Here is a 23,677-nt window from a genome sequence, read left to right as displayed (position 1 = left end):
TACAAATTAGTCCTAAAAATACTACAATCTTTTTGGGGTTGATGAAAATTAAAATAAAAAAGAACAACATTTCTCCTACCCTTTAAATCAAACTCTAATAAAACGATTAATAAATAACAATATCGTTTTTGACAATTTGGATTTACAAAGAATTTTAATAACCTTAATACTCCCTATTCAAATAATTTCATGGTAGAAAATTTATGTTTTGAACTTAATAAATTCTTACAAAAGCAATTCAATTATAAAACTCCGCCAGCTAGGGTAGCTTATAGTAATAAAATAAATGCTAGGAGAGCTAAATTCGATTTGTATTTAAGATATCGTCTATCAAACAAAGACGAGTTGGTTATAGCCCGAATGTTTTTTAAAGAAAAAAGAAAAGGTCATGGCACGCGCTTTCTTAAATTTATTTGTCAAGTTGCACCCATCCATAATATACAGTATATCATCATTGAAAATCCCAACGAGAACTCTTTGGCTTTCGGTCAAAAAATTGGTTTTACTGAGCTGTTTAACGGTTCCTTATCAATTTCAATCGAAAATTTAAATATTAACCTGCGAAATAGTAAATAGGTAAGATAATGTTTAAGAGTTTGGAATAGTTGTTGATTAATTCTTAAATCAAAAATCAACCAAATGGAAACTACCAGTTCTAAAACACCCGATAATTCGCAATATAGTTATGCCTATCATGAATTAAGGGAAAAGTTGATAAATGGTTCTAATTTTCGTGAACTATTTCAAGAGGTCCGTGAAAAGTACAACTCGAATGGTGAGAAAGAATTGGTCTCGTATGATGACGTGATTCAATATCTCAAAGAAGACTTACTACCTTATTTTGAATCCATTTTCAACTTTAATCTATTTGATACCTATGTGAATTCAAATACTATTCATGAACCAAGTATTTGCGATGCGCTTCGTAAAGAGTATATAAATTTTATTTATGACAAAGCCAATGATATTGCCAACAGCTTGAAAGAATTTAAACAAGGGAATAAGGAGTTCTACAAGTCATTTATGGCTACACAAAATGATTTTACAAAAAGTATATTTCTTTTTGTTTTTAAGAACTCACATTTCACAGGAAAAGATACATATTATGTGTTAAATGGTGGTTCAAATAAATTCATTAAAGAATATCTTACCTCAATCTTGATTCAAATACGAGAGCAACCAACAGCCATATCTTCAAGATTAATTCAACTGGAAATAAACAGGGTTCATGCATTACTTCTAAAAAATGCCAATTTCAATTTTCTGAATTGGTATCTAGATGAACTTAAAAGTGGATTGAATGATCTAAAATATGTTTACGATAGCCAGCCGAATTATGGGTTGAAATGTTCAGAAATAGCCCTTAAGAATTTGTATCACAAATTAAAGAGGGAAGACTTTGTAGATATCGACCATACCACCGAAACTAATTTTGTTGAAGTGTTTTTAAAGAATTGGTATAGTCATGAATCCATTTGTGTTTTAAAAATGGACAATCCTCAAACCAAGTATTTTTTAGACCAATTTAAAATTCATATTGACTCTAAATTAAAGCTATCAGATATTGAAAAAGCAAAAAACATCACGAATAAAAGCGGTTACATAAATAGCTCGTCGCTAAGTGCATCATCAAGTAGAAATAAATTTTTAGGTCCAAAAAGGGAAGAAGATTTAGTAGCTCTTTTTAAGAAGCCGTAATTATATCCTTTAAAATCTTACCTCATTCATCTGCGAAAAACTACGTTTAGCCCGTGAAAAACGAGCTAACCTTAAGTCTTTTCTTGTTTCATTTCAGTAAATTTTAATCCAGTAAGGTTATTTTCAGTATCTCAAAGCCGTTGATAGATTTCTCCAGTTATCAAGACTTCCGGTATTATAAAGATTTTCCTTTTTTAGAGAAAGCATCGTTGTCAATTAATAATGACAAAGACCATAAAGAGAATTGTAAGCAAAGCAAGGTAATACTTAAAGAAGTGTCAAATAGCGTGTCTTCCTTATCAAAAAGTAAAAGATAAAGCGTATACACATTTAGGCTTATAGGAAGGAAAAAATTCATGACTAGAATTAGGTAGTCTTTCTTATGCATCGCAATTTATTTTAGGAGTACAAAGTATCTCTAATTTTCATTTAAAAAATTAAAAGGTTAACATCTTAACCTAGTTAACTCTGCCATTACTTTTCTATAGTTCTTTTGTTTCAAGAATTCGAAAACAAAGGAAAGTGCACTTTCCATTTACTCATTTTAAACTATTGAACAATGGATATAGAATTGTCTCAAAGGCTAGATAGAATAGAACGTTTACTAGCCTCACAAAAGAAAGTATTGAACTTCGACGACGTCTGTGATTATACAGGCATATCAAAGAGTTACCTCTACAAATTAACCTCTCAAAAAAGAATACCCTTTAGTAAACCAAACGGGAAAGTCATCTTCTTCGATAAGGAAGAGCTAGACAATTGGCTATTGCTCAATAAGCAAAAAACGACTGCGCAAATTGAGGAGGATGCAACCAACTACATGTTTCAAAATAGGAAACATTAATTGTCATGAATCGTGCTTTCAAAGGTATTTGGATTCCGAAAACCATTTGGTTAAGTAAAGAACTTACCATTCAAGAAAAGGTATTCATTGTGGAAATCGATAGCCTTGAAAATAATGGTAAAGGTGGATGCTATGCGGGCAATAAATATTTCGCTGAGTTTTTTGGGATATCAGAAAGTCGTGTTTCCAATGTAATAAAATGTTTAGTTGACAAGGGCATGATAACGAGAAAGGTTGTTAGAACTCAAACTGGTTCGATTAGATATATAAAAGTTTCGCAATACCTAAAAACTGCTATTGCGCACTGTCAGAATTCGGCGAGAAGCACTTCGCATAATCACGATTCGCAACATGCGAAAAATGACAACAGATTAAAACATAATAGTAATACATCTATTAATAAAGCGAATAGAAAAAATAAGAACGTTAATCCGAGAAAAAAATGAAAAATTCATTGGGAAAAAGAACCAAAAGAAATCTTGGTTTAGAAACTGATTCGGAAAAGAAAATTCGAATAGAAGAAAATAAAAAAGCCAATCAGAAAACCACCGAATATTTTGATGCCATTTGGTCAAAACCAGAAATCAAAAGGGTGCATAACATTTCAACAAATCAGTTTAAAACCTTACTCTGGAAAGTTGGTAAAGACTACTTTAAAACGCTAAATCGCTCTTTCGTCGTAGATAACGAGAACAAAAATTTTTTGGATTTAATCGCCAAATATTTTACCGGTGATCGAGCCTTTGAAACTGAAACCAAAGGTGAATTACGAAAAGGGTTAATGATTTATGGTCCCTGTGGAACTGGTAAAAGTTCAGTTTTCGATATCATCAGAAAAATATGTCTTGAATATAATTTGATGCAGTTTTGGTTTTCAAATGTATCTGTGCATGATGTGATAACAGAGTTCAATAAACATGGCGAAACCGTAGTCGATAAGTATAGTAGAGGTACGGTTCATTTTGATGATTTAGGAACTGAAAAGATGGTTCAACTCTGGGGTGTTAAGGAAAATCTGTTTACCAGATTACTTCAAATACGCTATAACAATTTCAAAGAGCGAGGCACAAAAACCTTCGTTACAACCAATCATTCTATTCAAGATTTTAAAAAGATTTATGGCATTCAGGTCTACGACCGAATTTTCGAAATGTTCAATTTCATTGAATTGGGAGGAAAGAGCCGGAGGTTTTAAAAGGTCTTTTTTAAAAGAGCGAGTCGGACAGGGGCAGAGCCCCTTTCCAACTCGCCCTGCGGGGCCTACAAAGCCCTTCATTGAAGGGCTTTGTCTACTGTTTAAGGTTTATAACAGGTTATAATATAATTATAGAAAGGACTATAAGCAATTGATTTACAGCTGTTAATAATATAATATGTCAAAAAAGAGCATCATTATCAGTCAACATAGTCATAAAGACTTAAAGGTATTGGCCAATAGTTTTAATAGTCCTTTAGGGGGGCTTATTGAAGCAATGATTCTATACTTCAAACGAACAGGAATTAACCCTTTAGAGGGTATTAAAGAAAACCCTTCTTCAATGATTAAAGTTTTAGATAAACGCATAGTCTCTTTTCTACGAGTTCAAGAAAGAGACATTTTAAAACCTATGAGAGATGAAGTCTTTTTGGCAAGTAAAAACCAATCTACTTCTCTAGAAGAGTTGACCGAAAATTTGCAAAACCTACTATCTCGAATGAATAATGCAGATCAAAATAGAACCAGTTTGGTACATAGTGAAATAAGAAAAATGCAGCAAGGCTTAGTTGAGATAGCATCGACAATTGATTCACGAGGTTCCTCAGGGTTAGTAAATAGTCTAATTGAAGTTTTTAATAATGCCGATATCTAAAACACATAGCAGTTCTAATGGAGGTAATCTTGGAAGCTCATCAGCATTAATTAATTATTTGGATAAGGAGAATATTGATTTAGAAAACAAGGCGATGAATGCTCCAAGTCGCGAAGCTGAAATTGAATTTAGAAGTCGACAACAAAACTTTTTTAATCATACATCGGATGCCGTTTCTCAGACAAAAGCTCAGGAAAAAATTGATGCTAATATTTCGAAATTAGGAAAGAATGACACAAAGTTTTTTGCTCCCACTTTAAGCTTTAGTTCTAAGGAATTAAATTATTTAGTGAAACAATCCACGGATGGCAGAAAAGTGAAGTCAGTAGATGAATTAAAAAAAGATGAGTTTGAAAAGTATAACCAGCTTTTAAAGGACTATACAAGGTCAGCTATGGATAATTATGCTAAAAACTTTAATAGAGAAGATAGAGGTTTAAAAGGGGGAAAAGATTTAGTGTATTTCGCCAAAATAGAACATCAAAGACATTTCAAAGGAACTGATAAAGAAGTGCTAAATGGTCAAGCGAAATCAGGAGAATTAAAACCTGGTCTTCAATCGCATGTGCATCTTATTGTAAGTAGAAAAGATAAAACGCAAAAAATGAAGATTAGCCCTATGGCAAATGAAAAATCGAAAGTGCGAAGGATTGGAGGCAATACGTATCAAGTCGGTTTTGATAGGAAAAGTTGGATAAACGAAAATGAGAAAAGCTTTGACAAAATGTTTGATTATAAGCGACAGGAGATTGAAAAATTTGAGATACAGAACACTTTAAGAAATGGCACAGCTGAAGAAAAGGGCCTAGCGCTTCAAAGTATTAAAAAAGAAAAAGAATTAGAAATAAGAAATGAACCATCATATCAAAAAACAAAGGAACAAAGCTTAGAACGTTAAAACATAAAAATGGAAACAAATTTAATTTCAAGGAATGAGTTGTCAGACGGACAACTGACCTTATCGATAATACTAATTTTTATTGGAATCTATTTGATTCATAAAAAAACTGATATCCCGATATTTTGGATGTTGATATCGCTTTGTTTTGGATTACCAGCCTTAATCTACATTATCTATCCTTTCATTTATTTCTTTTTTAGGGTTCTAAGACCAATGTTAGGTTTACGTTTTAACCTTCGCTTGTTGAATAGAAATGCGCTGGGATTCAAGTTTTTAACCAAGAGCGGTAAAATCTATTTGGATAATCCTTTTAGAGGAATTTTTATTCAAGGTGGGGCGGGGAGTGGTAAAAGTAATAGCTTGTTTGAACCAATTATTGACCAAGCGATTAAAAAAGAATATTCGGGAATCCTGTATGATTTTAAGAGTCCGGAATTAACTAAACATGTCTTTTCAGCTTCCAATAGATATCCTTCAAACGTGAAATTTTATTTTGTGGATTTTAAGGATGCAACCCAAAGTCATCGTATTAATCCTCTAAACCCAAAATATTTAAGCAATACGGCATACGCCTTGGAGTTTAGTAAATCTTTGATTAATAATTTGCTTCCTGAAACCGTTTTGAAACAAGATTTTTGGGGAAGAAATGCACAAAACATTTTAGCAGGATTGATATGGTTTATGAGAAACCAACATCCTAGATATTGCACATTACCGCATGTCATTAGTTTACTACTTCATTCAAATATCGAATCTTTACTTTCAGAAATTGTAAAAGACCCTGTTGCAGGTGGTATGATTGCTAGTTTAAAACAGGCTATTGATAGAGGAGCTGAAAAGCAAGTGGCAGGTGTTTTATCGACCTTACAGAACGCCCTTTCAACATTGAATTCTGCTACTATTTTTTGGGTACTTTCGGGTAATGATTTAGACCTAAATCTTAATGATAAAGAAAATCCCAAATTTTTGTGTGTTGGTAATGAAAGTTCTTTGTCTGAAACTTATGCACCAGTTATTTCATTGATCATTTCTGTGTGCACGAAGCTAATGAACAAACCAGATAAGCATCATAGTTTGATATTACTTGATGAAGCACCTACTATCTATATTCCAAATTTTGAACAAATTCCAGCTACCGGACGAAGCAATAAGATAGCTACAGTTTTTGGAGCTCAAGACATCAGTCAAATCAATGATAAATACGGACCTCAAAAAGCCCAAGTAATAGTTTCTAATTTGGGAAATCAGTTTTATGGTAGAACAACGAACCCAATGACTGCTAAGATGATTAAGGAGATTTTCGGTACTCATGAAAGACGCTATTGGACCAAAAGTAAAAGTAAGAGCAAGTCTTTCCGTCTTTTAGGATACTCGGCAAGCGGCAAGAACCAAGGTCAAAGTGAAAGTGTTCAAGAACGAGAAAGAGTGAGAGCCTCTGAAATCCTAAACTTAAATGCGGGTCAGTTTTTTGGAATATTAGCTGATGGTGAACCAAGGGAGTTTTTAGGCGTTCAATTCAAGCCATTTAGAGAAAGCACTATACCAGTTGATACTAATTTAAGACCTGTTTCAGAGGATGAGATATATTACAACTATACTAAAATTGTTGAAGAAACTCGGAACCTTCTACCCTCTACAAACCAAGAAAAGTCCAATGTAACAAAGCGCAAGAAATTGAGAAAAACATTACTCGATCTAGATTTGGATTAGGTATTTATAATATCTGTTCAGGTTGTTTGATTGATACGTGAATGCCCTTTACATTTTGGAAATTTTGCTTTGCAAGCTCCAGATTTTGAATGAAACACCAAGAAAGTTTGGCTAATTCATTCAAAATCTGGACAGGCTCGCCATCAAAATTTAAAAAATGGAAAGAGCAAACGAAATCAGTATCAGTTACAAGCAAAACAGAAAAGAAGATGATGTTTTAAAGATAAGTTCATCTTATGATGCCAACAGAATATTATTCAATTCTTGGGATCATGAAAATATTGAACTATTTGAAACTTTTAAGATAGTCTTACTAAGTAATGACAATGTAGTAAAGGGAATTTCAACCTTATCAACTGGTGGATTGACAGGAACATTGGTAGATATAAGAATATTGTTCAGTATCGCATTAAAGACCTTGTCAACGGGTATCATTTTGGCACATAATCACCCAAGTGGAAAATTAAAACCTAGTGATTCAGATATAAGGTTAACCCAAAAGATTAGTAAAGCAGGGGACTTGCTTGATATTAAGGTTTTAGATCACCTAATAATTTGTCCAAACAATGAGTATTTCAGTTTTGCTGATAATGGATTAATATGAGCGTTAAAAATTTTGACTAGTTTTTTAGTAGAAACACCGATGGTTTTTAATTACTTTCTGCCTTTTAACCAATCTTGAATTGCTTGTTTGAATTCACCCCAGGGCATCTCTTCAATATCTTCCTGACTAAGATTTCTGGATTTAGCTATTATTTCAAAATCAGTCAAAAAAATATTATATAAATCCCACAAAGCATTCCCGCTTTTTAGGGATATTTTTTCAAGTCTATATATCCAGTTTCTTGTTTTTCTAATAGCAACTAGAGGTTGTCCTCCATGAGACTCAATGTCGCTTCCCGCTATATCCGAAATTGATTTTTGGTATCGGTATTGCTCTTCGTCAAAAATCAACATGCATTTTTCCTTGTGCTTTTTTCTCCCATACCTTATGCAACCGACATCCAAACCTAGTTCAAAAGGCATATTTGACCTTGAAAGGTCGCCTTTTTTTGCGGCTTTCATTCTAGACAAATCATGAATGCTATATTTTGATTTTTCAATCAAGTCAAGAATTCCCTCAAGTCTCGGCTTAGAAGAACTAACCGTTTCAGAAAGTAAAGGATTGTAATCTAGAGAGACCAGACAAAAAAAAACGGCCTTTAAAATAGGCCGATATTCGGAATCAAAAGGACAATTGATAAAAACGTTTTTTTCAAACGTCATCTCTAAATCTTTTTTAAACTAGATTTATTTAATTTCTTTCTAGCTGAAATATTAGAGAATGTATTTCTAATATATTCGAAAGGTATTATTTGATTTACAGAACCATCACGATTATGTATAGCCAGTCTATCGAAATCTTGAGTTTCAAGCATATAAAGGTAAGCCTTGTTCAATACCTTAACCATATCATCATGTCTAAAAACGGACCTTGTTCTGTCCTCCCTAATTAAAAACCACAAGTTATCTCTAAAGACAACATGCAACTTGTTAGTTGTTGCACCCGCTTCTTCGAAGAGGTTACCAAAATCATATTTTTTTACCGCTGCTGACATACTCAAATGTATCTATTATTCCTTAATCTAGAAAATTAATATTCAAAGAACAAAAAGATTCGATTAACTGTTCGATTAAAATTTATCTTACTATAATCAAAGCAAATTTTGAACCAATTTCAAACAGTATACTATAATTAACTTATAAAATTCTGAATTGGTATAAATTAGGCCATATTCCCATTTTCAATTCTGTTCAACACCTTTCTCACTTCAGAAATACCTGCGGTAGTATCAAAAAAGCTGTGGGGAGATAAATCGTTTAAAGTGATATTAGGTTTTTGTAGCCATCTTTGAAATTTTTTCTCTTCGTAATTGAATACCCTCAGTCCATAATCGAAAAGTTCCACCAACTCCATAACAAACTCGCTTTTTCGCTGGCTTAATACTGCTTTGGTTCTTTTCTTTTTAGCGTAGGTGTTTTGAGTTATTTCTAAAGAGTTTAAAAAATGGTTTAGTGGTACCTTAGTTTGTTCATTTAAGGATTCTATCGCAGCATAGGATAGTCCTTTTCTTATAAGTTCGATTTTTTCAATACTTGTTGACCATGCATAGATATTGTTTGACGTTCTTATCTCAAACTTTTTATTATTGTTAGAATTAATTGAAGTTGTTCTTTTAACTTCATTTAAGAATTTCAATTTACGCTCTATTTGAGTTTTACTTTTCATTATGGAGAATATTGAAGAGCTTGAAGGTGTTTATCTGAGTTTTCGATTTATAATATTAATCTTCAGGAAACCATTACTTTGGCTCCCAAAGTTTAGGTTCAGTATTCCCTAACATAGTATTTGTTTCATTTTGCCAAAATGTGGTTTTATCACTCTCGGCATAAATCACACACATTTCATATTTTAGTTTTATTTGAAAATATTGGAAATCTGGGTTAATTTTTACTTCTTTATCGAATTCACTATCAAGATATAAGATAACTTCAGGGATGTTAATATCCATCCCATAATGACCATCACCAAGATACCTTTTCCATTTATGGTTGAAATCATCTATAGTCATAGTGATTTTTTATTTGAACTATTATTTCGTCTAGTCTCTCTCGCTTTATGAAGTGCTTCTTTTTCCTTAATCCTTTCCTGAGGTGAAAGCACTCTTGAATCGATCAAAGTTTTCCAATTCTCTAGGTCGTCATTTTCTTTCTTACTCATGACCATATAATTTTAATATGTTTTAGTAAATACTATTCTACTTTTGAATTTTTTTGAATTCATTACTTTCAATGTCCATTCTTTCAGTTAATACTGGCGTTTTTCTTAGTTCTTTATGTACTTATCAATATCATTGTTTAGTTATATTACCTTATCCAAATAGGTTGGTTGGGTTTTGATTTCCGCTATTGAGATTATCCCAATTTTCATTATAAACATCAGCTTGACGAATATCATATTTTTGTTGCTCGACTACCTCTGGGAAATATTGCTTATCTAAAATTTCAGGAACATTGTTATCAGCCCTGGCATTGGTTGCAGTTCTGAGGACTGTGAACGCTTCTAATTCCTGTTCTGTATCACATTGAAACATCAAGTGACGTATTTGTCCATCGTTCAAGTCATTGGACACCCATTCTTTCCAATAGTTAGGGTCTAGCATAATCGGTTGACGTTTCTTTCCATTATGAACCATTTCCATGAACGAGTTGGCGGGGGCAGTCAAGATACTAGTGTAATTAATTCCATTGATAGTATTGTAGACTCCCAACAACCCTAAATACGTTTCATGTACGGGTTGCACTAGATGCGGATACGAAGCAGACTTTATTTTATAGGGTTCAAAATAACCCGTAACGGGAATAATGCATCTACGCTTTAAAATGGCTTCCTCACTTCGATTGTTTTCAAACACATATTCCGCTTGAGTATTTAAGGATTTACCCGCTAGCTTTTTCCACCTTTCACTCACATCATTGGTCCAGGGTTCAACAATGCCCCAAGTCATTTCGTCAATAATACTAGGGTTTTCTTGGGTTACTGCATAGATGGTTTCATGTGCGAAGCCTGTCATCCAATAATGGGGCTTATAATTTAAACTAGCTTTTTTTTGCGCCTCTAGCTCTCGCTCCATTTGGGCTATTGATTTTTCTTTATTTGATGTCGAGTAGCACATGATTCACAATTTATATAAATATAATTAAAATTAAATAAAATGGAATAAATCCATAAATTTGGATTATGTCCGAAATTTATAATATACACGATGAAATAATCTCTCTTTGGATAAGACAAGCGGTTTACTTCGATGGAAATTTTAAAGTATCGAATAGTGGAAACAGCTACCTTTTGGTAAATAAAGGAAAACCATTATTATGTCAGCATGGACATGTAAAAAGATACATTAAATCTCCAGAAAAATTAGAAAACATACTTAAGAGATTAGTGACTAGATATCAAAATTTTGAGCATAACGGTTATATGTATTATTTCTCCAGAGGTGAGTGGCGACGTTTCCAGAAAAAGGAGTAACTCTTTTCCTTTTTGAATCCGCTACTTAATCAGGGTTTAATAGCTCGAAAATTAAACATTTAGTATACTAGCCACAATAAGTAATTGATGTCGTTAATGAGTTAATATCTAACATTGCTTTATTCAAATTGAAATTCAATAGGAGTCCAAGTGGCCTCTCTAATTATTTCTGTGCCCTCGCTATATAAAGCTACGGCATAATATATTTTGCCACTATTCAACTCGCTTTTATTCATTGGTATATCATTAATATCGAGACTTAAACTAATCTTATTGTCATCAGGGTGAACTCCATAAATTTCGGTAAAGTTTTTTGGGGTGAAGTTTTGGCAAATTTTGAAGTGTTGATTTTCTTGAGTTAAAATAGGTTGGTATTTAGAATTAACAAAAAGTAAACATGTGGTGCATTCCTCCTCCTCTGCATTTTTTATAACAAAAATGGGCAAGACTCCAATATTTACACCTGTCATTATAGCATTTGATTTTAGCTCATTTACTATTTTTCCCTTCAGGTATGTTATTTGGTAATAACCACTAGTTACTAATGTTTTATCTTCTGAGCGTAAGTTAAACATGAACTTTAGGGGAAATTCTCCATTTCCAAGATCAAAAGTCCAATAAGGAATAAATATTTTTAAACCATCATAAGTAGATTCTTCATACGTAGGTGAAAACTCTTTTAAAGCACCTACTTGACCAATATCTGTTCTATAATTTATTGCTTCATTATTAATTAGTTTTCGACCATTTGCATGATAGAAATAAGCAACTATACTAGACTTTTTTGATTTTGCATTGTTAATGTTAAAACTTATTGATAATTCCGTACCAAGGGTATTAGTATTGTTTTTATCTAGTCGATAAACACCATGTTCCATTTGAACATCTAAGATTTGTCCCGTAGCCGGTTTAGTGTTTGAGATTTCAGTAGAGGTAACTTTTTTAGTAGTTGGTTTAGGGTACATTTCAGAGATAATATTTCTGTCTCCATTGGATAGTTCTGAATTCCATCCTACAGAATAACCATCTAAGGTATGTTCTTTGGGAATGTGATAATGCATAATGGAATATTTATCGTATTTACTATTTGAAAGGGTCTCGCCATATTTAGGGAAAAGATTACTTCTCACCTTTTCGGGTGTCCAGCCCTTATTTGAGTAATAATTATAAACTACTGGTTTGTTCCATTTGATATTGTTTTTAGGATTTGTATGTTCATGATGTAAACCCAATGCATGTCCGAATTCATGCAGTATGGTCCTTTTAAAAACTATCTCCTTGGTAGTATCAGTAAACCACCCAAAATTCATTGAAGCCCTATTCTCACTTGCTATTTTTTTAGAAGCTTTGCCGACATAACTCCAAGAACCGTCATCTAAAAATGAAATTAAAATATCAGCCGAACCAAAGTCTATAAATTTAAAAGTAATATTTGCATATTTTTCCCAATATCTTGAATACTTAACTATCTTAGATTTCACAAAATCACTACCCCCGAGAAACTTCACTTTAATTGTTGAACCATTTATCCATTTATCATTATAATCAAATACGCCGTTCTCTCTATTTTTATCAAACTCCTGAGCGATAAATTTATCTTGACAACTTTGAACTTGACCAAAAAGATTATTAAAGAAGCAGAATAGAATAAAAAGTAAAGTAAGTTTTTTCATCACAATTTGAAATATAAATAAAATTAAGAAAAAATGTAGTTACCTGAAAGTCAAAGAATTTCAATACAAATTGAAGAGAAACTGTGCTTAACTTAAATTGTAGGTTTCAAGAAACCATACGTTTCAATTTTTTTTATGACTTCGATATATTTGGAGTTTAAAACCAACTTTTGCTTAGACTCTTAGGGCGGAGCGTCTTGTATAACCTTTTCTCAAATCGTCATTCATAATTATGCAATTACATTTAATTATAGTAGGTTAAAGAACTATATTAGGTAGATTATCAATTGCACTATCCTGTAATTTTTGGACATGATTTAAGTACTTCAAAGTACTTTTTGTAGAACTATGACCCATTGCATCTGCAACGGTTTTTAAGTTAGCGCCATTCATAAGTAACAGACAAGCAAAGGTATGTCTGGCGCAATAGAAAGTAAGATGTTTATCGATATTAGCTCTTTTAACCCAATACCTTAAGTTTTTGTTCACTGCATTATCACTAATAAATTGTAAGTTGAAAATGTAATCTTCTTTACCTTTCCTTTCTCCAAGTAAGGAAACCGCTACTGAATTCAATCTATTGTTAATCAATTGTCCTGTTTTAGCCCTGTTGGTCTCAAGCCTATTGCTTTTAATATGTTTCCATCGTAGGCTCCTAATTTCAGCCATTCCAAGAGAGGTATAACAGCAGAATAAGAAAGCTCTTTTTACATCATTGTTGCCACAATGAGCATTCGCTAGAAGCTGCAATTCTTCCGCTGTCAAAACTTCCTTTTTAAGAGAATCTTCTTTGTTAGGATTACTAAATCGAATTTCATCAGTAGGCATTGATTTGATATATCCTTTAATTTTAGCACTACGAAGCACCTTTTTGAATCTAGTGAAGTAATTATGAGCAGTTTCTCCAGATAATCCAGCATCATGAATAAGATATGTTTTATAGGCTTCCATGACTGATGGGGTAATTTGCGACAGTTTTAGTTTTCTATTTTCGGTCGCCTCATTGAATTTGGTAATTGCGTTCGCAACTATTCTAACATCCTTAAATTTATAATTTGAAATAAAATTGTCAGCAAATACATTGAAATTTAGGTCCTTAAGATGTTCAGGTTGGTATGACGTCCCGAGGCTAATAAGTTCTAACTCCTTGTTTGCTCTTATATTTTCAGCTAATCTCTTTTTTTCTTTACTTTTAATATCTCTAGGCGTAATTTTTATATCAAGAAATTCATAAGAACGTTCTTTATTGTGATAAATATCTAGGTAGTATCTTTTTATTCCTTTTGCTAAGGTTTTTGTTCTTAATTTTACAGACATATTAGTAACAGTATAGTAACAAAAATACGTAAAACAAGAGAAATTAAAGAAAAATAGAGGTGAATATATGAATGTTAAAAAATTAAAAATCAATAAGTTATATTCTTTTGATTGCCTTTTTTTGACTAGGTTCGATTCCCACCTCGAGTACTTAAATAGAAAGCCGACTTATGCAGTCGGCTTTTTAGTATTAGCAAAACACTGAGATACAAACCGACTAGACCTTTTCAATCATATGGTTTGAATTCCCTTCGACACGCATTCTTCAAAGAAGTTACCCATATGTTATAGTTTTTAAAACATTGTTGTGCTTTTGTCTAGGGTAGATGGCTATATCCGAATGATACTTTCTTTATATTTAGGAAGCTTTTCTTGATAGGATTCTCAATAAGGAAAAGTTCAAGAAATCTTTGAATATGAAAAACATACAACTGACAATTCACTTTAGGTTACTAGCTATTTTTTCTTTTGTTCAGTTTCTTTCCTGTGGTGAAAAACAGACGAAACAAATAACACAAAAACCCAACATCATCTACATCATGTCAGATGATCACACCACCCAAGGTTTTGGAGTCTATGGAAGCCGTTTAGCGAGCTTAAACCCAACACCCAATCTAGATAAGTTGGCCAATGAAGGGATGATTTTCGACAATGCCTTCGTGAACAATGCTATCTGTGTCCCAAGTAGGGCAGCGATCATTACTGGTCAACGTGCACAAACGAATGGAGTTGTTGATTTGGAAGGGGCAATTGCACCAGAAAACCAATTTCTCCCAAAGGAAATGAGCAAATTGGGGTATCAGACTGCCATTGTAGGTAAATGGCATTTGCATCATGAGCCTGCAGCTTTTGATTACTATCAGGTTCTGCCCGTTCAGGGTAAATACTTCGATCCTGATTTTCGAATTCAAGGAGAAAAGCCTTGGCCTGAAAATGTTATAAAAACGAAAGGGCACTCTTCAGATATAATTACGGATGCAACTTTGGATTATCTGAAGAATAAGAGAGACCCTAGCAAACCCTTTTTCTTAATGCATCATTTCAAGGCACCTCACGATGATTTTGAATATGCGCCACGTTATGAGAATTATTTGGTAGATACCTTTATTCCTGAACCAGAAAGTTTGTACGAAATTAAAAATCACGGTTCGGAAGCAATTCGAGGAAAAAATGATTCTTTGACGAGAATCATCGGGTCTTCGGTCTCGCACAGAAACGTTATTCGAAATCAGGCGATGAATATCTATTGGAACGACAGTACCATTTACAAACAATATAGAAATGCTCGGGACATAAAATCAGAAGAATATGTGAAATGGGAAATGGACGCAGCAGAAAAAGAATATACCAGTAAAGTTTACCAAGATTACCTGAAAAAATATTTACGCTGTGTAAAAGGTGTCGATGATAACATCAAGCGTTTGTTAGATTATCTGGAAGCCGAAGGATTACTTGAAAATACCATTATAGTTTATACAGGAGATCAAGGTTTTATGCTTGGCGAGCATGATTATATTGATAAACGTTGGATGTACGATGAGTCTATGCGCATGCCATTTTTTGTTCGCTATCCCGAAAAAATAAACGCAGGTAGCCGCACGGATGCCATTATCAACAATACTGATTTTGCACCCACCATGATTGAATTGGCTGGAGGTACAGCTCCTGAATATATGCAGGGCAAAAGTTTTAAATCGATTCTCGAAACAGGAATCGAACCCGCAGATTGGCAAAAAGCCACCTACTACAGATATTGGATGCATTTGGCACACCGGCATCAAAATCCCGCGCATTTTGGAATCCGTACTAAAGAATACAAATTGATTTTTTACTATGGAAAATATTGGGTTGATACCGATGATCCGAATGCCGAGTGGAACAAAAAGAGTTGGGGAAATGATTTTACCCATCACACTCCTCCAGCTTGGGAGTTTTATGATTTGACCAAAGATCCTAAGGAGATGAATAATGAGTATTCCAACCCTGAGTATAAAGAAGTAATAGCGGATTTAAAAAAGCAATTGACCCAAATGCGTGAAGATCTAAATGAAACGGATGCTAAATATCCACACATTCAACAAGTAATCGATGAACATTGGAATGATTAAAGACTTGCCAATCTCAAAATAGTGATTACTTAACAACTGAAAATAATTTAATGGCCACACATTCAAAAAGCGCTATATCGAAAGGAGATGGAACATTTGTCATTGATACCGTAATGGTTTCGAATCCAAAATCTGATGAAGTGTTGATTCGGTTAAAAGCGGCCGGCCTTTGTCATACAGACCATGACTCACTTACTTGGGGAAAACCAATAATTTTGGGTCACGAAGGTTCAGGAATTGTTGAAGTTATTGGAAGTGATGTAAAGAATGTTGCTGTTGGAGATGCAGTGATTTTGAACTGGGCAACTCCTTGTAGAAAATGCTTTCAATGTGTTCGGGGGAATGAACATATTTGCGAAAACAACTCTCCTGTGGTTGCGGGAAGCAATGGGTTTACTGAAGGACATGCACATCTGAAAGGTACAACCTATAATGGGGAACCTATCGAACGGTCCTTTAATATTGGCACTTTATCTGAGTACACCTTGGTCAAAGCTTCTGCGGTGGTAAAAAACCCCTCTACTAAGATGTCTTTTGCTGCAGCAAGTATTATCAGTTGCGGTGTAATGACTGGTTATGGTTCGGTGGTTAATTCTGCTAAGGTAGAGGCTCATAGTTCTGTTGTGGTTTTAGGTACGGGTGGTGTTGGACTAAGTGTGATTCAGGGAGCAAAAGTTAGTAAAGCCTCTAAGATTATTGCTGTAGACATCAATCCAGGTCGTTTGAAAATGGCTGAAAATTTTGGCGCCAACCACACGATTTTGGCGGATAAAAAAGATAAAGGTTTGTTGAAAGCCGCTGAAGAAGTAAAAAAAATGACTGATGGTCGCGGCGCCGATTACGCCTTTGAATGCACGGCTGTGCCAGAATTAGGGGCTGCTCCGCTTGCAATGATTCGAAACGCAGGAACAGCTTGCCAAGTTAGTGGTATAGAGCAAGAAATCACAATTGATATGAATCTCTTCGAATGGGATAAGATTTATATCAATCCTTTATACGGGGGATGCAATCCTGAAAACGATTTTCCTAAAATTGTAAAACATTTTCAATCAGGAGAGTTAAAGCTTGAAGAAATGATAACCCGAACCTATTCTTTAGATGAATTAAACCTAGCCTTTGAAGATATGTTATCAGGTAAAAATGCCAAAGGAGTAATTGTATTTGAATAATGAAAGAAGCCTTTAGAACAACTGAAATATCAGACCCTCAGTTTGAAAGTGAAAACCTTAGGTTTATTACTGTTAAAAGCAATAATTTAAAAGGTCGTGGTGATATATGTGTTTTTGTACCTCCGGTTGAAAACGCAAAAAATCTTCCACTAATGATTTTGCTTCACGGAGTCTATGGTAGTGCTTGGGCATGGACTCAAAAAGCTGGGGTGCATTTTACCGCTTTAGCGATGATTCAACAAGGTAAAATTGAGCCCATGGTCATTGCTATGCCTTCTGACGGTTTGTGGGGAGATGGTTCTGGGTATGTTCAACACAATCAAAAAAATTTTGAGAAATGGATTGTTGACGACGTTCCACAAGCCGTAATTGAGAATATTCCTCATGTAAGTGAAAAATCAAACTTGTTTATTTCTGGTTTATCAATGGGTGGTTTTGGAGCACTTCGATTAGGTATTAAATACTCAGAAAAATTCAAGGCGATCAGTGCACACTCTGCTATTACCGAAATTGAGCAGATGCCATTATTCGTTGAAGAATTCAAAGAGAATTATGTACAGGAAGATGAACGGGAGAATTCTGTTTTGGGCGTCATAGAAAAGTATGGTGACAATCTTCCTAAAATCCGTTTTGATTGTGGTTCTGACGATGAATTGATTTCTTACAATCGTGAATTGCATTCTCGGTTAAATACATCCTATATTGAACATACATATGAGGAATTTTCGGGGGGACATGAATGGTCATATTGGCAAAAGCACATAAAGAAGACGCTGCTTTATTTCAATTCTTTAAGAAGTTGATGTGACAATTACTACTTGCAGTACTCTTTTTCTCTTTTTAACTTGAATGATTTGAACAAAACTTATTTCGACGACAGGAGGATATAATAAAACCATTCGAACCTAATTTTTAGCCCAAAGTGCTACTTGTTTTTTTGTAGCCATTTTATCTTCGAAAATTGAATTTACACCTTGTAAAAGACTTATAAAATGCAACCATTAGCGCAAAGGGCAATGTCCCTAGAATTAATTCAAAAGATAGATGATGCCGGAATCATTGCGGTCCTTATTGTTGATGAGGTCAAGCATGCTGTTCCATTGGCAAACGCACTTCTCGAAGGCGGTGTAGACACCATTGAACTGACGCTCCGCACGCCTGCAGCTTTAGAAGCTGCGAAGGCAATCAAAAAAGAAGTGCCAGAAATAACCTTAGGATTCGGAACCGTTTTGACCGTTGACCAAGTAAAAGCGGTTGTTGATGTTGGTGCGGACTTTGCCGTTTCCCCGGGCTGTAATCCGAAAATAATTGCGGAGGCCCATAAACAAGGCCTTTCATTTGCTCCGGGTATTATGACGCCCTCGGATATTGAGATAGCCATTCAAGAAGGCTGCCGCATCCTTAAGTTTTTCCCGGCCGCGACCTCAGGGGGTATGAAACATTTGGAGAGCATGTCCGCACCATACAATTACCTAGGATTGAAATTCATTCCCTTGGGCGGGTGCAATATAGAGAATGCTCCAAGCTATGTTAAATCCGATTTGATTACCGCAATCGGAGGCACATGGATTGCCAAAAGAAACTTGATTCAATCCGAGGATTGGGAAACGATTACCAACAACGCGAAAGAGATAAGAAACCTAATTACCGAAATTCGGTCATAATCAAATACCTTGATGAAGAAAGTAGTAACCTTTGGAGAAATAATGGGCCGATTGGCGGCCCCGGCGAATTTACGATTAAGACAAACGAGAAATATCGATGTAACCTACGCCGGAGCAGAGGCAAGTGTGGCGGCTTCAATCTGTAATTTTGGTGGAAAAGCGCGTTATGTTACCGCCTTGCCGAAACATGCTTTGGCCGAAGCGACCATGGACTCAGTCCGTGCCGTCGGTATTGATACCGATTTTATTCTACGCACGGATCAAGGCAGATTGGGACTTTATTTTCTCGAAACAGGAGCAAATCAAAGGCCCAGTAATGTCATTTATGACCGAGCCGGTTCTGCCGTATCGATAGCTAAGGCCGACCAATATGATTGGGAAGGGATTTTTAAGGATGCACAATGGTTGCATTTAAGTGGAATCACCCCTGCCCTCTCGAAAAATGCGGCAGAAGCGACCTTGGTTGCGGCACAGAAAGCAAAAGAAGCAGGATGTTTTGTTTCCATTGATTTAAATTTTAGGGGAAAGCTATGGAAGTGGGATTCCAATTATTCGCAGCGTGATTTAGCACAAAGAACAATGCGCGGCATTTTACCGTTTGTAGATGTAATCGTGGGCAATGAAGAGGATTGTCATGATGTTTTGGGCATTCAAGCTGGCGATACCGATGTGCATTCGGGCGCATTGGATATTTCTAGGTATCCCGATGTGGCGCGGCAGGTTGTGCAACAGTTCCCCAATGTGAGCAAAGTAGCCATTACTTTAAGGGAAAGTCTTTCCGCAAGCCATAACAACTGGGGAGCAATGCTTTTTGATGCCGCAACCGATACTCCGTCTTTTGCACCTTTGGATGAAAACGGAAACTATAGGCCTTATCAAATAAAGAACATAGTTGACCGTGTTGGTGGTGGGGATTCCTTTGCTGCCGGATTAATATTCGCTTCCATAACTCCTGAATTGAGTGAAACTCAGAGGGCTGTTGATTATGCAGTTGCCGCTTCATGCTTGAAGCATTCCATAAAAGGGGATTTCAATTATTCCACTCGTGCAGAGGTAGAACGATTAATGGGCGGTAATGCTTCAGGGCGGGTGGTTCGTTAAACTATTGTTATGAAAGAGCCATTTGTGTTTTTTATAGATCATAGCCCTTTTTGATTTCTTGCAATGGAAATCAAGAAGTAAAGAACAATCTCGAGAAACCCAATGATGTTGGCTTGTCAGTGAAGACAATTCGTGGCCTTTTCTAAAATTATATGTAAAAGGGGTATTAATCTCAATAAAGCACAAGGACTCTTAATATTCCATAAACCGAAAAGTTCTAAAATTGAATTTATCTCGGTTTTTAAATACATCTCCAGCATCAAGTAATGGTTCACTCCTTTAAGAGTCTCTGAATGATTTGCCAATTACCGGCTAGCCTGTGATTGTTTTCCTTAAAATCATTACCACCTAGACGATGGAAGTAAAGGTTTCCATAAGGGTTTTGTGATTTAAACCATTTGTTGCACCATTCGGGTAGTTTGTTGCGCTTCTGGTTTTTCTTCATAATTACTTTTATCCCGAAATAAATAAACTAACAACTCTTAGAACCAAATGCTTATGAAAATGTTTAAATCAATTCAAAAAAAAGGCCAATTTCGTATTCTGCTTTTTGCGTTTTTTTGGCTTGCTGCTTTCGCCGTGGGCCACGCGCAAACATCTATAAGTGGTGTAGTTACTGATACAGCTGGACAGTCCCTGGCCGGAGCAAATGTACTTGTGAAAGGTACGACAAATGGTACTCAAACTGATTTTGATGGTAATTATACAATTGAGGCAGATTCGAATGCTACTTTAGTAATCAGCTACTTGGGATATACAACCCAAGAAGAAGCTGTTGCTGGTAGATCAACAGTTAATGCTTCACTTACAGAAGACGCCAGTCAACTTGAAGAAGTAGTGGTAATAGGTTATGGGTCTCAGAAGAAATCTGACTTAACGGGTGCTGTAGCCACAGTTGGGGGGGATGATATCGAAAATATAACCTTTAGTGATCCTGCACAGGCTCTTCAAGGTAGAATGGCAGGAGTTAATATTCAGTCCCAAGGAGGGTCTCCTGGATCAACGGCTCTTATAACTATTAGGGGTACGGGTACTCTCTCGGCCGCTGGCCCATTATTCGTGATTGATGGTGTAATTACCAATAACATGAACTCGGTGAACCCTCAAGATATTGATACTATCTCGGTTTTAAAAGATGCCTCTTCGACAGCTATTTATGGTTCTCGAGCAGCCAATGGGGTGGTTATTATTACAACAAAAAAAGGAACTAAAGGAAGATTAACAATAGACTTTGACACCAATTATGGGATTACCAATTTGGTCAACGAAGTAGATTGGGCTGATGCGAGACAATATGCTGATATTGTAAATAGAGCCGACGATAACGATGGTACTGATAGGTCACCTGCAAACGATACCGCGTTTAGTCCAGGTAATTCTAGTAATCTTTACGACGAATCTATACGGACGGCCTCACTCACCAATACAAACCTTAGATTGGCCGGTGGTGGCGAAAATACACTTTACAGCCTTTCACTAAGTCATTTCGATGGTGAGAGTGTTGTAAAATATGATGATTTCGAAAGATATACCATAAGAGCAAATGGTTCTTTTACAAAAGGAAAGTTCAGACTAGAAAACACAATTGGTCTAACAAGATCAATTAATAATCCTAATCCATACTTTAACAAGGAACGTAATTTACTACCGACAATTAGTCTGAAAGATAACGACGGTAATTGGAACTCCTCGGATTTAGAACCAGGATCTGCTTTAGCAACTTTTTATGGTCCTGGTACTATAATCAACGAACTAGGTGTCGCTGCTCTAGAAGATAGAACAGTTACTAATACCAATATACTGGGTAACTTGGCAGCTTCTTATGAAGTATTTAACGGGTTAACTTATAAGTTAAACTTAGGTTTAGAATTCAACCTGAATAATAATTTTAGGTTTAGACCATTAGATCAAGTTTTCATAGATGGCAACCTGGGTAATTTTGCTGAACTAAGCGAACGAAATGACACCTTTTTGTCTACCTTGATTGAACATACATTAAATTATAAAAAGTCATTTGGAAAGCATGGTGTAGATATCATAGGTGGTTTTACCCAACAAGAAAATAATACAAGAAGGCTCGGTGTTGACGCAAGAAGGTTTCCTTCTAATAGTCTTCGTGTACCATCTGCAGCTGAAGAGGTTTCAAATACACCTTCATTTGATAACACATCTGCTATACAGTCTTATTTCGGTAGACTTAACTATTCTTTCGACGATCGCTATTTGATTACAGCGACGCTAAGGCGAGATGGGTCTTCATTATTTGTTCCGGACCTAAGATGGGGTACATTCCCATCAGCTGCTTTTGCTTGGAACATTAGCAATGAAAAATTTATGGAAAATGTTTCATCAATTACAAACTTGAAATTTAGAGCGAGTTACGGTGAAATCGGCTCTAATAATGTTGGGGTATATTCGATTGATCCAACGCTGAACTTATTTAGTGAATACGTTTTAGGAGATTCTCCTGGTAGAGTTACTGGGTATTCAATTACTCGAGGAGTTAACCCGAATATCTTTTGGGAAACTACAAAAACTACTGATATAGGTTTGGATTTTGGAGCGATGAATAACAGGCTGAATGTAACTATGGATTATTTCGTTAAACAGTCTGAGGATATTTTAATAGGTATTCGACTCCCGATCTATACTGGATTTAACAATAACATTCCATTTAATACGGCTAGTGTTGAAAACAAGGGATTTGAATTTTCCGCAAACTACGTAGATCAATTGAGCGAGGACTTTTCTTTTAATGCCTCGATTAATTTCTCTACTTTAAACAATGAAGTTACCAGTCTAGGTGGTTCTACCCCTATAAATACAGGTAGTTTCACTTCCAATAGCTTAAATAGTAAGAGAACTGATATTGGTCAGCCAATAGGGTCCTTCTTTGGATATGTAGTAGATGGTATTTATCAAAGTGATGCTGAAGCAGCTGCAGCTAACGACGCTTCTGGAAACCCTGTAGCTGGAGACTTAAGGTTTAAAGATTTGGATGGTGACGGTGATATTGATGTAGACGACCAAACCTTTATCGGTAGCGCCATTCCAAACTTTGAGTATGGTTTTAACTTTGGCGCCAATTACAAACAATGGGATTTAAACCTTTTCTTTAATGGTGTTTCAGGAAATACCCTTCTGAATAGTAATAGATATAGAGGTTTCTTTGATACGGATGGTAATTATTTGGCCGAAGCATTAAATGCTTGGACGCCTTCGAATACAAATACTACAATACCTAGAAACACGCAGGCTGACAATGGCTTCAACAGAAGAATGTCAGATTTCTATCTTGAAAATGGTGCTTACTTTAGACTAAGAAATGCGCAAATAGGGTACAGTCTTTCAGATAGTTTCTTGGATAAGATTAAATTAAGTAAACTGAGACTATATGTTTCGGCGATAAACTTATTTACCATTACTGACTATACAGGATATTATCCAGAAATTGGTAGAAACGGAAGAGGCGGTTCGAGTCAATTTAATCTTGGGATAGACGAAGGAACCACACCTACAGGTAGAACCTTTCAACTTGGACTACAAGTTTCTTTTTAACTCAAAAAAATT

General features: G+C 35.2%; 24 protein-coding genes. 15 read left to right on the top strand and 9 right to left on the bottom strand.

The window, feature by feature from the left end; translation table 11 throughout:
- Positions 1-189: 189 nt before the first annotated feature.
- The 9 genes from FEE95_RS03150 (at position 190) to FEE95_RS03110 (ending at position 7,607) form a co-directional block, all read left to right on the top strand.
- Entirely contained in the window at positions 190-576 is a 387-nt protein-coding gene (locus FEE95_RS03150) for a GNAT family N-acetyltransferase (protein WP_138656374.1), read from the top strand.
- Positions 577-639: 63 nt separating this feature from the next.
- Positions 640-1,698, top strand: coding sequence for a hypothetical protein (locus FEE95_RS03145; RefSeq protein ID WP_138656373.1), 1,059 nt, complete (start codon positions 640-642; stop codon positions 1,696-1,698).
- A 559-nt stretch (positions 1,699-2,257) separates the two neighbouring features.
- Entirely contained in the window at positions 2,258-2,542 is a 285-nt protein-coding gene (locus FEE95_RS03140) for a helix-turn-helix transcriptional regulator (protein ID WP_138656372.1), read from the top strand.
- A 5-nt stretch (positions 2,543-2,547) separates the two neighbouring features.
- Positions 2,548-2,988 (top strand): helix-turn-helix domain-containing protein, encoded by a 441-nt coding sequence (locus tag FEE95_RS03135; RefSeq protein WP_138656371.1) that lies wholly within the window; start codon positions 2,548-2,550, stop codon positions 2,986-2,988.
- Entirely contained in the window at positions 2,985-3,737 is a 753-nt protein-coding gene (locus FEE95_RS03130) for a P-loop NTPase family protein (protein WP_138656370.1), read from the top strand. Before FEE95_RS03135 ends, FEE95_RS03130 begins: the two co-directional genes overlap by 4 nt.
- A gap of 178 nt (positions 3,738-3,915) precedes the next feature.
- Positions 3,916-4,392, top strand: coding sequence for a BfmA/BtgA family mobilization protein (locus tag FEE95_RS03125; protein WP_138656369.1), 477 nt, complete (start codon positions 3,916-3,918; stop codon positions 4,390-4,392).
- Positions 4,379-5,290, top strand: coding sequence for a DUF5712 family protein (locus FEE95_RS03120; protein ID WP_138656368.1), 912 nt, complete (start codon positions 4,379-4,381; stop codon positions 5,288-5,290). Before FEE95_RS03125 ends, FEE95_RS03120 begins: the two co-directional genes overlap by 14 nt.
- 9 nt (positions 5,291-5,299) lie before the next feature.
- Positions 5,300-7,003, top strand: coding sequence for a type IV secretory system conjugative DNA transfer family protein (locus tag FEE95_RS03115; protein ID WP_138656367.1), 1,704 nt, complete (start codon positions 5,300-5,302; stop codon positions 7,001-7,003).
- Positions 7,004-7,160: 157 nt separating this feature from the next.
- The gene (locus FEE95_RS03110) at positions 7,161-7,607 is read left to right on the top strand and encodes a JAB domain-containing protein (protein WP_138656366.1); all 447 of its coding nucleotides are present in this window, start codon (positions 7,161-7,163) and stop codon (positions 7,605-7,607) included.
- Between the two features lie 50 nt (positions 7,608-7,657).
- On the opposite strand, the gene FEE95_RS03105 is transcribed toward FEE95_RS03110, so the two are convergent.
- The 8 genes from FEE95_RS03105 to FEE95_RS03075 all read right to left on the bottom strand — a co-directional run bounded on the left by FEE95_RS03105 (position 7,658) and on the right by FEE95_RS03075 (position 14,065).
- Positions 7,658-8,269: a hypothetical protein gene (locus tag FEE95_RS03105; protein ID WP_138656365.1), complete on the bottom strand. Its 612-nt coding sequence runs from the start codon at positions 8,267-8,269 to the stop codon at positions 7,658-7,660.
- Positions 8,270-8,271: 2 nt separating this feature from the next.
- A complete protein-coding gene (locus tag FEE95_RS03100) occupies positions 8,272-8,601 on the bottom strand; it encodes a hypothetical protein (RefSeq protein WP_138656364.1) in 330 nt (109 codons plus the stop codon).
- A gap of 167 nt (positions 8,602-8,768) precedes the next feature.
- Positions 8,769-9,272, bottom strand: a complete 504-nt coding sequence (gene parS, locus FEE95_RS03095; protein WP_238474490.1) for a type II RES/Xre toxin-antitoxin system antitoxin — start codon at positions 9,270-9,272, stop codon at positions 8,769-8,771.
- Between the two features lie 73 nt (positions 9,273-9,345).
- Positions 9,346-9,615: a hypothetical protein gene (locus FEE95_RS03090; protein ID WP_138656363.1), complete on the bottom strand. Its 270-nt coding sequence runs from the start codon at positions 9,613-9,615 to the stop codon at positions 9,346-9,348.
- Positions 9,612-9,764, bottom strand: coding sequence for a hypothetical protein (locus tag FEE95_RS22090; RefSeq protein WP_171036968.1), 153 nt, complete (start codon positions 9,762-9,764; stop codon positions 9,612-9,614). Before FEE95_RS22090 ends, FEE95_RS03090 begins: the two co-directional genes overlap by 4 nt.
- Before the next feature lie 151 nt (positions 9,765-9,915).
- Positions 9,916-10,719, bottom strand: coding sequence for an SOS response-associated peptidase (locus FEE95_RS03085; protein WP_138656362.1), 804 nt, complete (start codon positions 10,717-10,719; stop codon positions 9,916-9,918).
- 475 nt (positions 10,720-11,194) lie between these two features.
- The gene (locus tag FEE95_RS03080) at positions 11,195-12,748 is read right to left on the bottom strand and encodes a M12 family metallopeptidase (RefSeq protein WP_138656361.1); all 1,554 of its coding nucleotides are present in this window, start codon (positions 12,746-12,748) and stop codon (positions 11,195-11,197) included.
- A 258-nt stretch (positions 12,749-13,006) separates the two neighbouring features.
- The gene (locus FEE95_RS03075) at positions 13,007-14,065 is read right to left on the bottom strand and encodes a site-specific integrase (protein ID WP_138656360.1); all 1,059 of its coding nucleotides are present in this window, start codon (positions 14,063-14,065) and stop codon (positions 13,007-13,009) included.
- A gap of 416 nt (positions 14,066-14,481) precedes the next feature.
- Between FEE95_RS03075 and FEE95_RS03070 the strand changes: the two genes are divergently transcribed.
- The 5 genes from FEE95_RS03070 to FEE95_RS03050 all read left to right on the top strand — a co-directional run bounded on the left by FEE95_RS03070 (position 14,482) and on the right by FEE95_RS03050 (position 20,107).
- Positions 14,482-16,173: a sulfatase family protein gene (locus FEE95_RS03070; RefSeq protein WP_138656359.1), complete on the top strand. Its 1,692-nt coding sequence runs from the start codon at positions 14,482-14,484 to the stop codon at positions 16,171-16,173.
- Positions 16,174-16,223: 50 nt separating this feature from the next.
- Positions 16,224-17,342: an alcohol dehydrogenase catalytic domain-containing protein gene (locus tag FEE95_RS03065; RefSeq protein WP_138656358.1), complete on the top strand. Its 1,119-nt coding sequence runs from the start codon at positions 16,224-16,226 to the stop codon at positions 17,340-17,342.
- Positions 17,342-18,145: an alpha/beta hydrolase gene (locus FEE95_RS03060; RefSeq protein ID WP_138656357.1), complete on the top strand. Its 804-nt coding sequence runs from the start codon at positions 17,342-17,344 to the stop codon at positions 18,143-18,145. Before FEE95_RS03065 ends, FEE95_RS03060 begins: the two co-directional genes overlap by 1 nt.
- Positions 18,146-18,334: 189 nt before the next feature.
- Positions 18,335-19,006: a bifunctional 4-hydroxy-2-oxoglutarate aldolase/2-dehydro-3-deoxy-phosphogluconate aldolase gene (locus FEE95_RS03055; RefSeq protein ID WP_212748414.1), complete on the top strand. Its 672-nt coding sequence runs from the start codon at positions 18,335-18,337 to the stop codon at positions 19,004-19,006.
- 12 nt (positions 19,007-19,018) lie between these two features.
- Positions 19,019-20,107: a sugar kinase gene (locus tag FEE95_RS03050; RefSeq protein WP_138656356.1), complete on the top strand. Its 1,089-nt coding sequence runs from the start codon at positions 19,019-19,021 to the stop codon at positions 20,105-20,107.
- Positions 20,108-20,378: 271 nt separating this feature from the next.
- Here FEE95_RS03050 and FEE95_RS22085 read toward each other — a convergent pair whose 3' ends face one another.
- Entirely contained in the window at positions 20,379-20,552 is a 174-nt protein-coding gene (locus tag FEE95_RS22085; RefSeq protein ID WP_171036967.1) for a hypothetical protein, read from the bottom strand.
- Positions 20,553-20,611: 59 nt separating this feature from the next.
- Between FEE95_RS22085 and FEE95_RS03045 the strand changes: the two genes are divergently transcribed.
- A complete protein-coding gene (locus FEE95_RS03045) occupies positions 20,612-23,665 on the top strand; it encodes a SusC/RagA family TonB-linked outer membrane protein (protein WP_238474489.1) in 3,054 nt (1,017 codons plus the stop codon).
- Positions 23,666-23,677: the final 12 nt, after the last annotated feature.

Origin of the sequence: Maribacter algarum (ex Zhang et al. 2020), from assembly GCF_005885635.1 — a bacterium.
In the GTDB taxonomy this organism is placed as follows: Bacteria; Bacteroidota; Bacteroidia; order Flavobacteriales; family Flavobacteriaceae; genus Maribacter_C; species Maribacter_C algarum.
Note: the sequence above shows the minus strand (reverse complement) of the source record. Positions and strands in the feature narration are given on the sequence as shown.

Coding starts and splice junctions, on each gene's coding strand:
- FEE95_RS03150 (WP_138656374.1), top strand. CDS start 190: ATGGTAGAAAATTTATGTTTTGAACTTAATAAATTCTTACAAAAGCAA.
- FEE95_RS03145 (WP_138656373.1), top strand. CDS start 640: ATGGAAACTACCAGTTCTAAAACACCCGATAATTCGCAATATAGTTAT.
- FEE95_RS03140 (WP_138656372.1), top strand. CDS start 2,258: ATGGATATAGAATTGTCTCAAAGGCTAGATAGAATAGAACGTTTACTA.
- FEE95_RS03135 (WP_138656371.1), top strand. CDS start 2,548: ATGAATCGTGCTTTCAAAGGTATTTGGATTCCGAAAACCATTTGGTTA.
- FEE95_RS03130 (WP_138656370.1), top strand. CDS start 2,985: ATGAAAAATTCATTGGGAAAAAGAACCAAAAGAAATCTTGGTTTAGAA.
- FEE95_RS03125 (WP_138656369.1), top strand. CDS start 3,916: ATGTCAAAAAAGAGCATCATTATCAGTCAACATAGTCATAAAGACTTA.
- FEE95_RS03120 (WP_138656368.1), top strand. CDS start 4,379: ATGCCGATATCTAAAACACATAGCAGTTCTAATGGAGGTAATCTTGGA.
- FEE95_RS03115 (WP_138656367.1), top strand. CDS start 5,300: ATGGAAACAAATTTAATTTCAAGGAATGAGTTGTCAGACGGACAACTG.
- FEE95_RS03110 (WP_138656366.1), top strand. CDS start 7,161: ATGGAAAGAGCAAACGAAATCAGTATCAGTTACAAGCAAAACAGAAAA.
- FEE95_RS03105 (WP_138656365.1), bottom strand. CDS start 8,269: ATGACGTTTGAAAAAAACGTTTTTATCAATTGTCCTTTTGATTCCGAA.
- FEE95_RS03100 (WP_138656364.1), bottom strand. CDS start 8,601: ATGTCAGCAGCGGTAAAAAAATATGATTTTGGTAACCTCTTCGAAGAA.
- parS (WP_238474490.1), bottom strand. CDS start 9,272: ATGAAAAGTAAAACTCAAATAGAGCGTAAATTGAAATTCTTAAATGAA.
- FEE95_RS03090 (WP_138656363.1), bottom strand. CDS start 9,615: ATGACTATAGATGATTTCAACCATAAATGGAAAAGGTATCTTGGTGAT.
- FEE95_RS22090 (WP_171036968.1), bottom strand. CDS start 9,764: ATGAGTAAGAAAGAAAATGACGACCTAGAGAATTGGAAAACTTTGATC.
- FEE95_RS03085 (WP_138656362.1), bottom strand. CDS start 10,719: ATGTGCTACTCGACATCAAATAAAGAAAAATCAATAGCCCAAATGGAG.
- FEE95_RS03080 (WP_138656361.1), bottom strand. CDS start 12,748: ATGAAAAAACTTACTTTACTTTTTATTCTATTCTGCTTCTTTAATAAT.
- FEE95_RS03075 (WP_138656360.1), bottom strand. CDS start 14,065: ATGTCTGTAAAATTAAGAACAAAAACCTTAGCAAAAGGAATAAAAAGA.
- FEE95_RS03070 (WP_138656359.1), top strand. CDS start 14,482: ATGAAAAACATACAACTGACAATTCACTTTAGGTTACTAGCTATTTTT.
- FEE95_RS03065 (WP_138656358.1), top strand. CDS start 16,224: ATGGCCACACATTCAAAAAGCGCTATATCGAAAGGAGATGGAACATTT.
- FEE95_RS03060 (WP_138656357.1), top strand. CDS start 17,342: ATGAAAGAAGCCTTTAGAACAACTGAAATATCAGACCCTCAGTTTGAA.
- FEE95_RS03055 (WP_212748414.1), top strand. CDS start 18,335: ATGCAACCATTAGCGCAAAGGGCAATGTCCCTAGAATTAATTCAAAAG.
- FEE95_RS03050 (WP_138656356.1), top strand. CDS start 19,019: ATGAAGAAAGTAGTAACCTTTGGAGAAATAATGGGCCGATTGGCGGCC.
- FEE95_RS22085 (WP_171036967.1), bottom strand. CDS start 20,552: ATGAAGAAAAACCAGAAGCGCAACAAACTACCCGAATGGTGCAACAAA.
- FEE95_RS03045 (WP_238474489.1), top strand. CDS start 20,612: ATGTTTAAATCAATTCAAAAAAAAGGCCAATTTCGTATTCTGCTTTTT.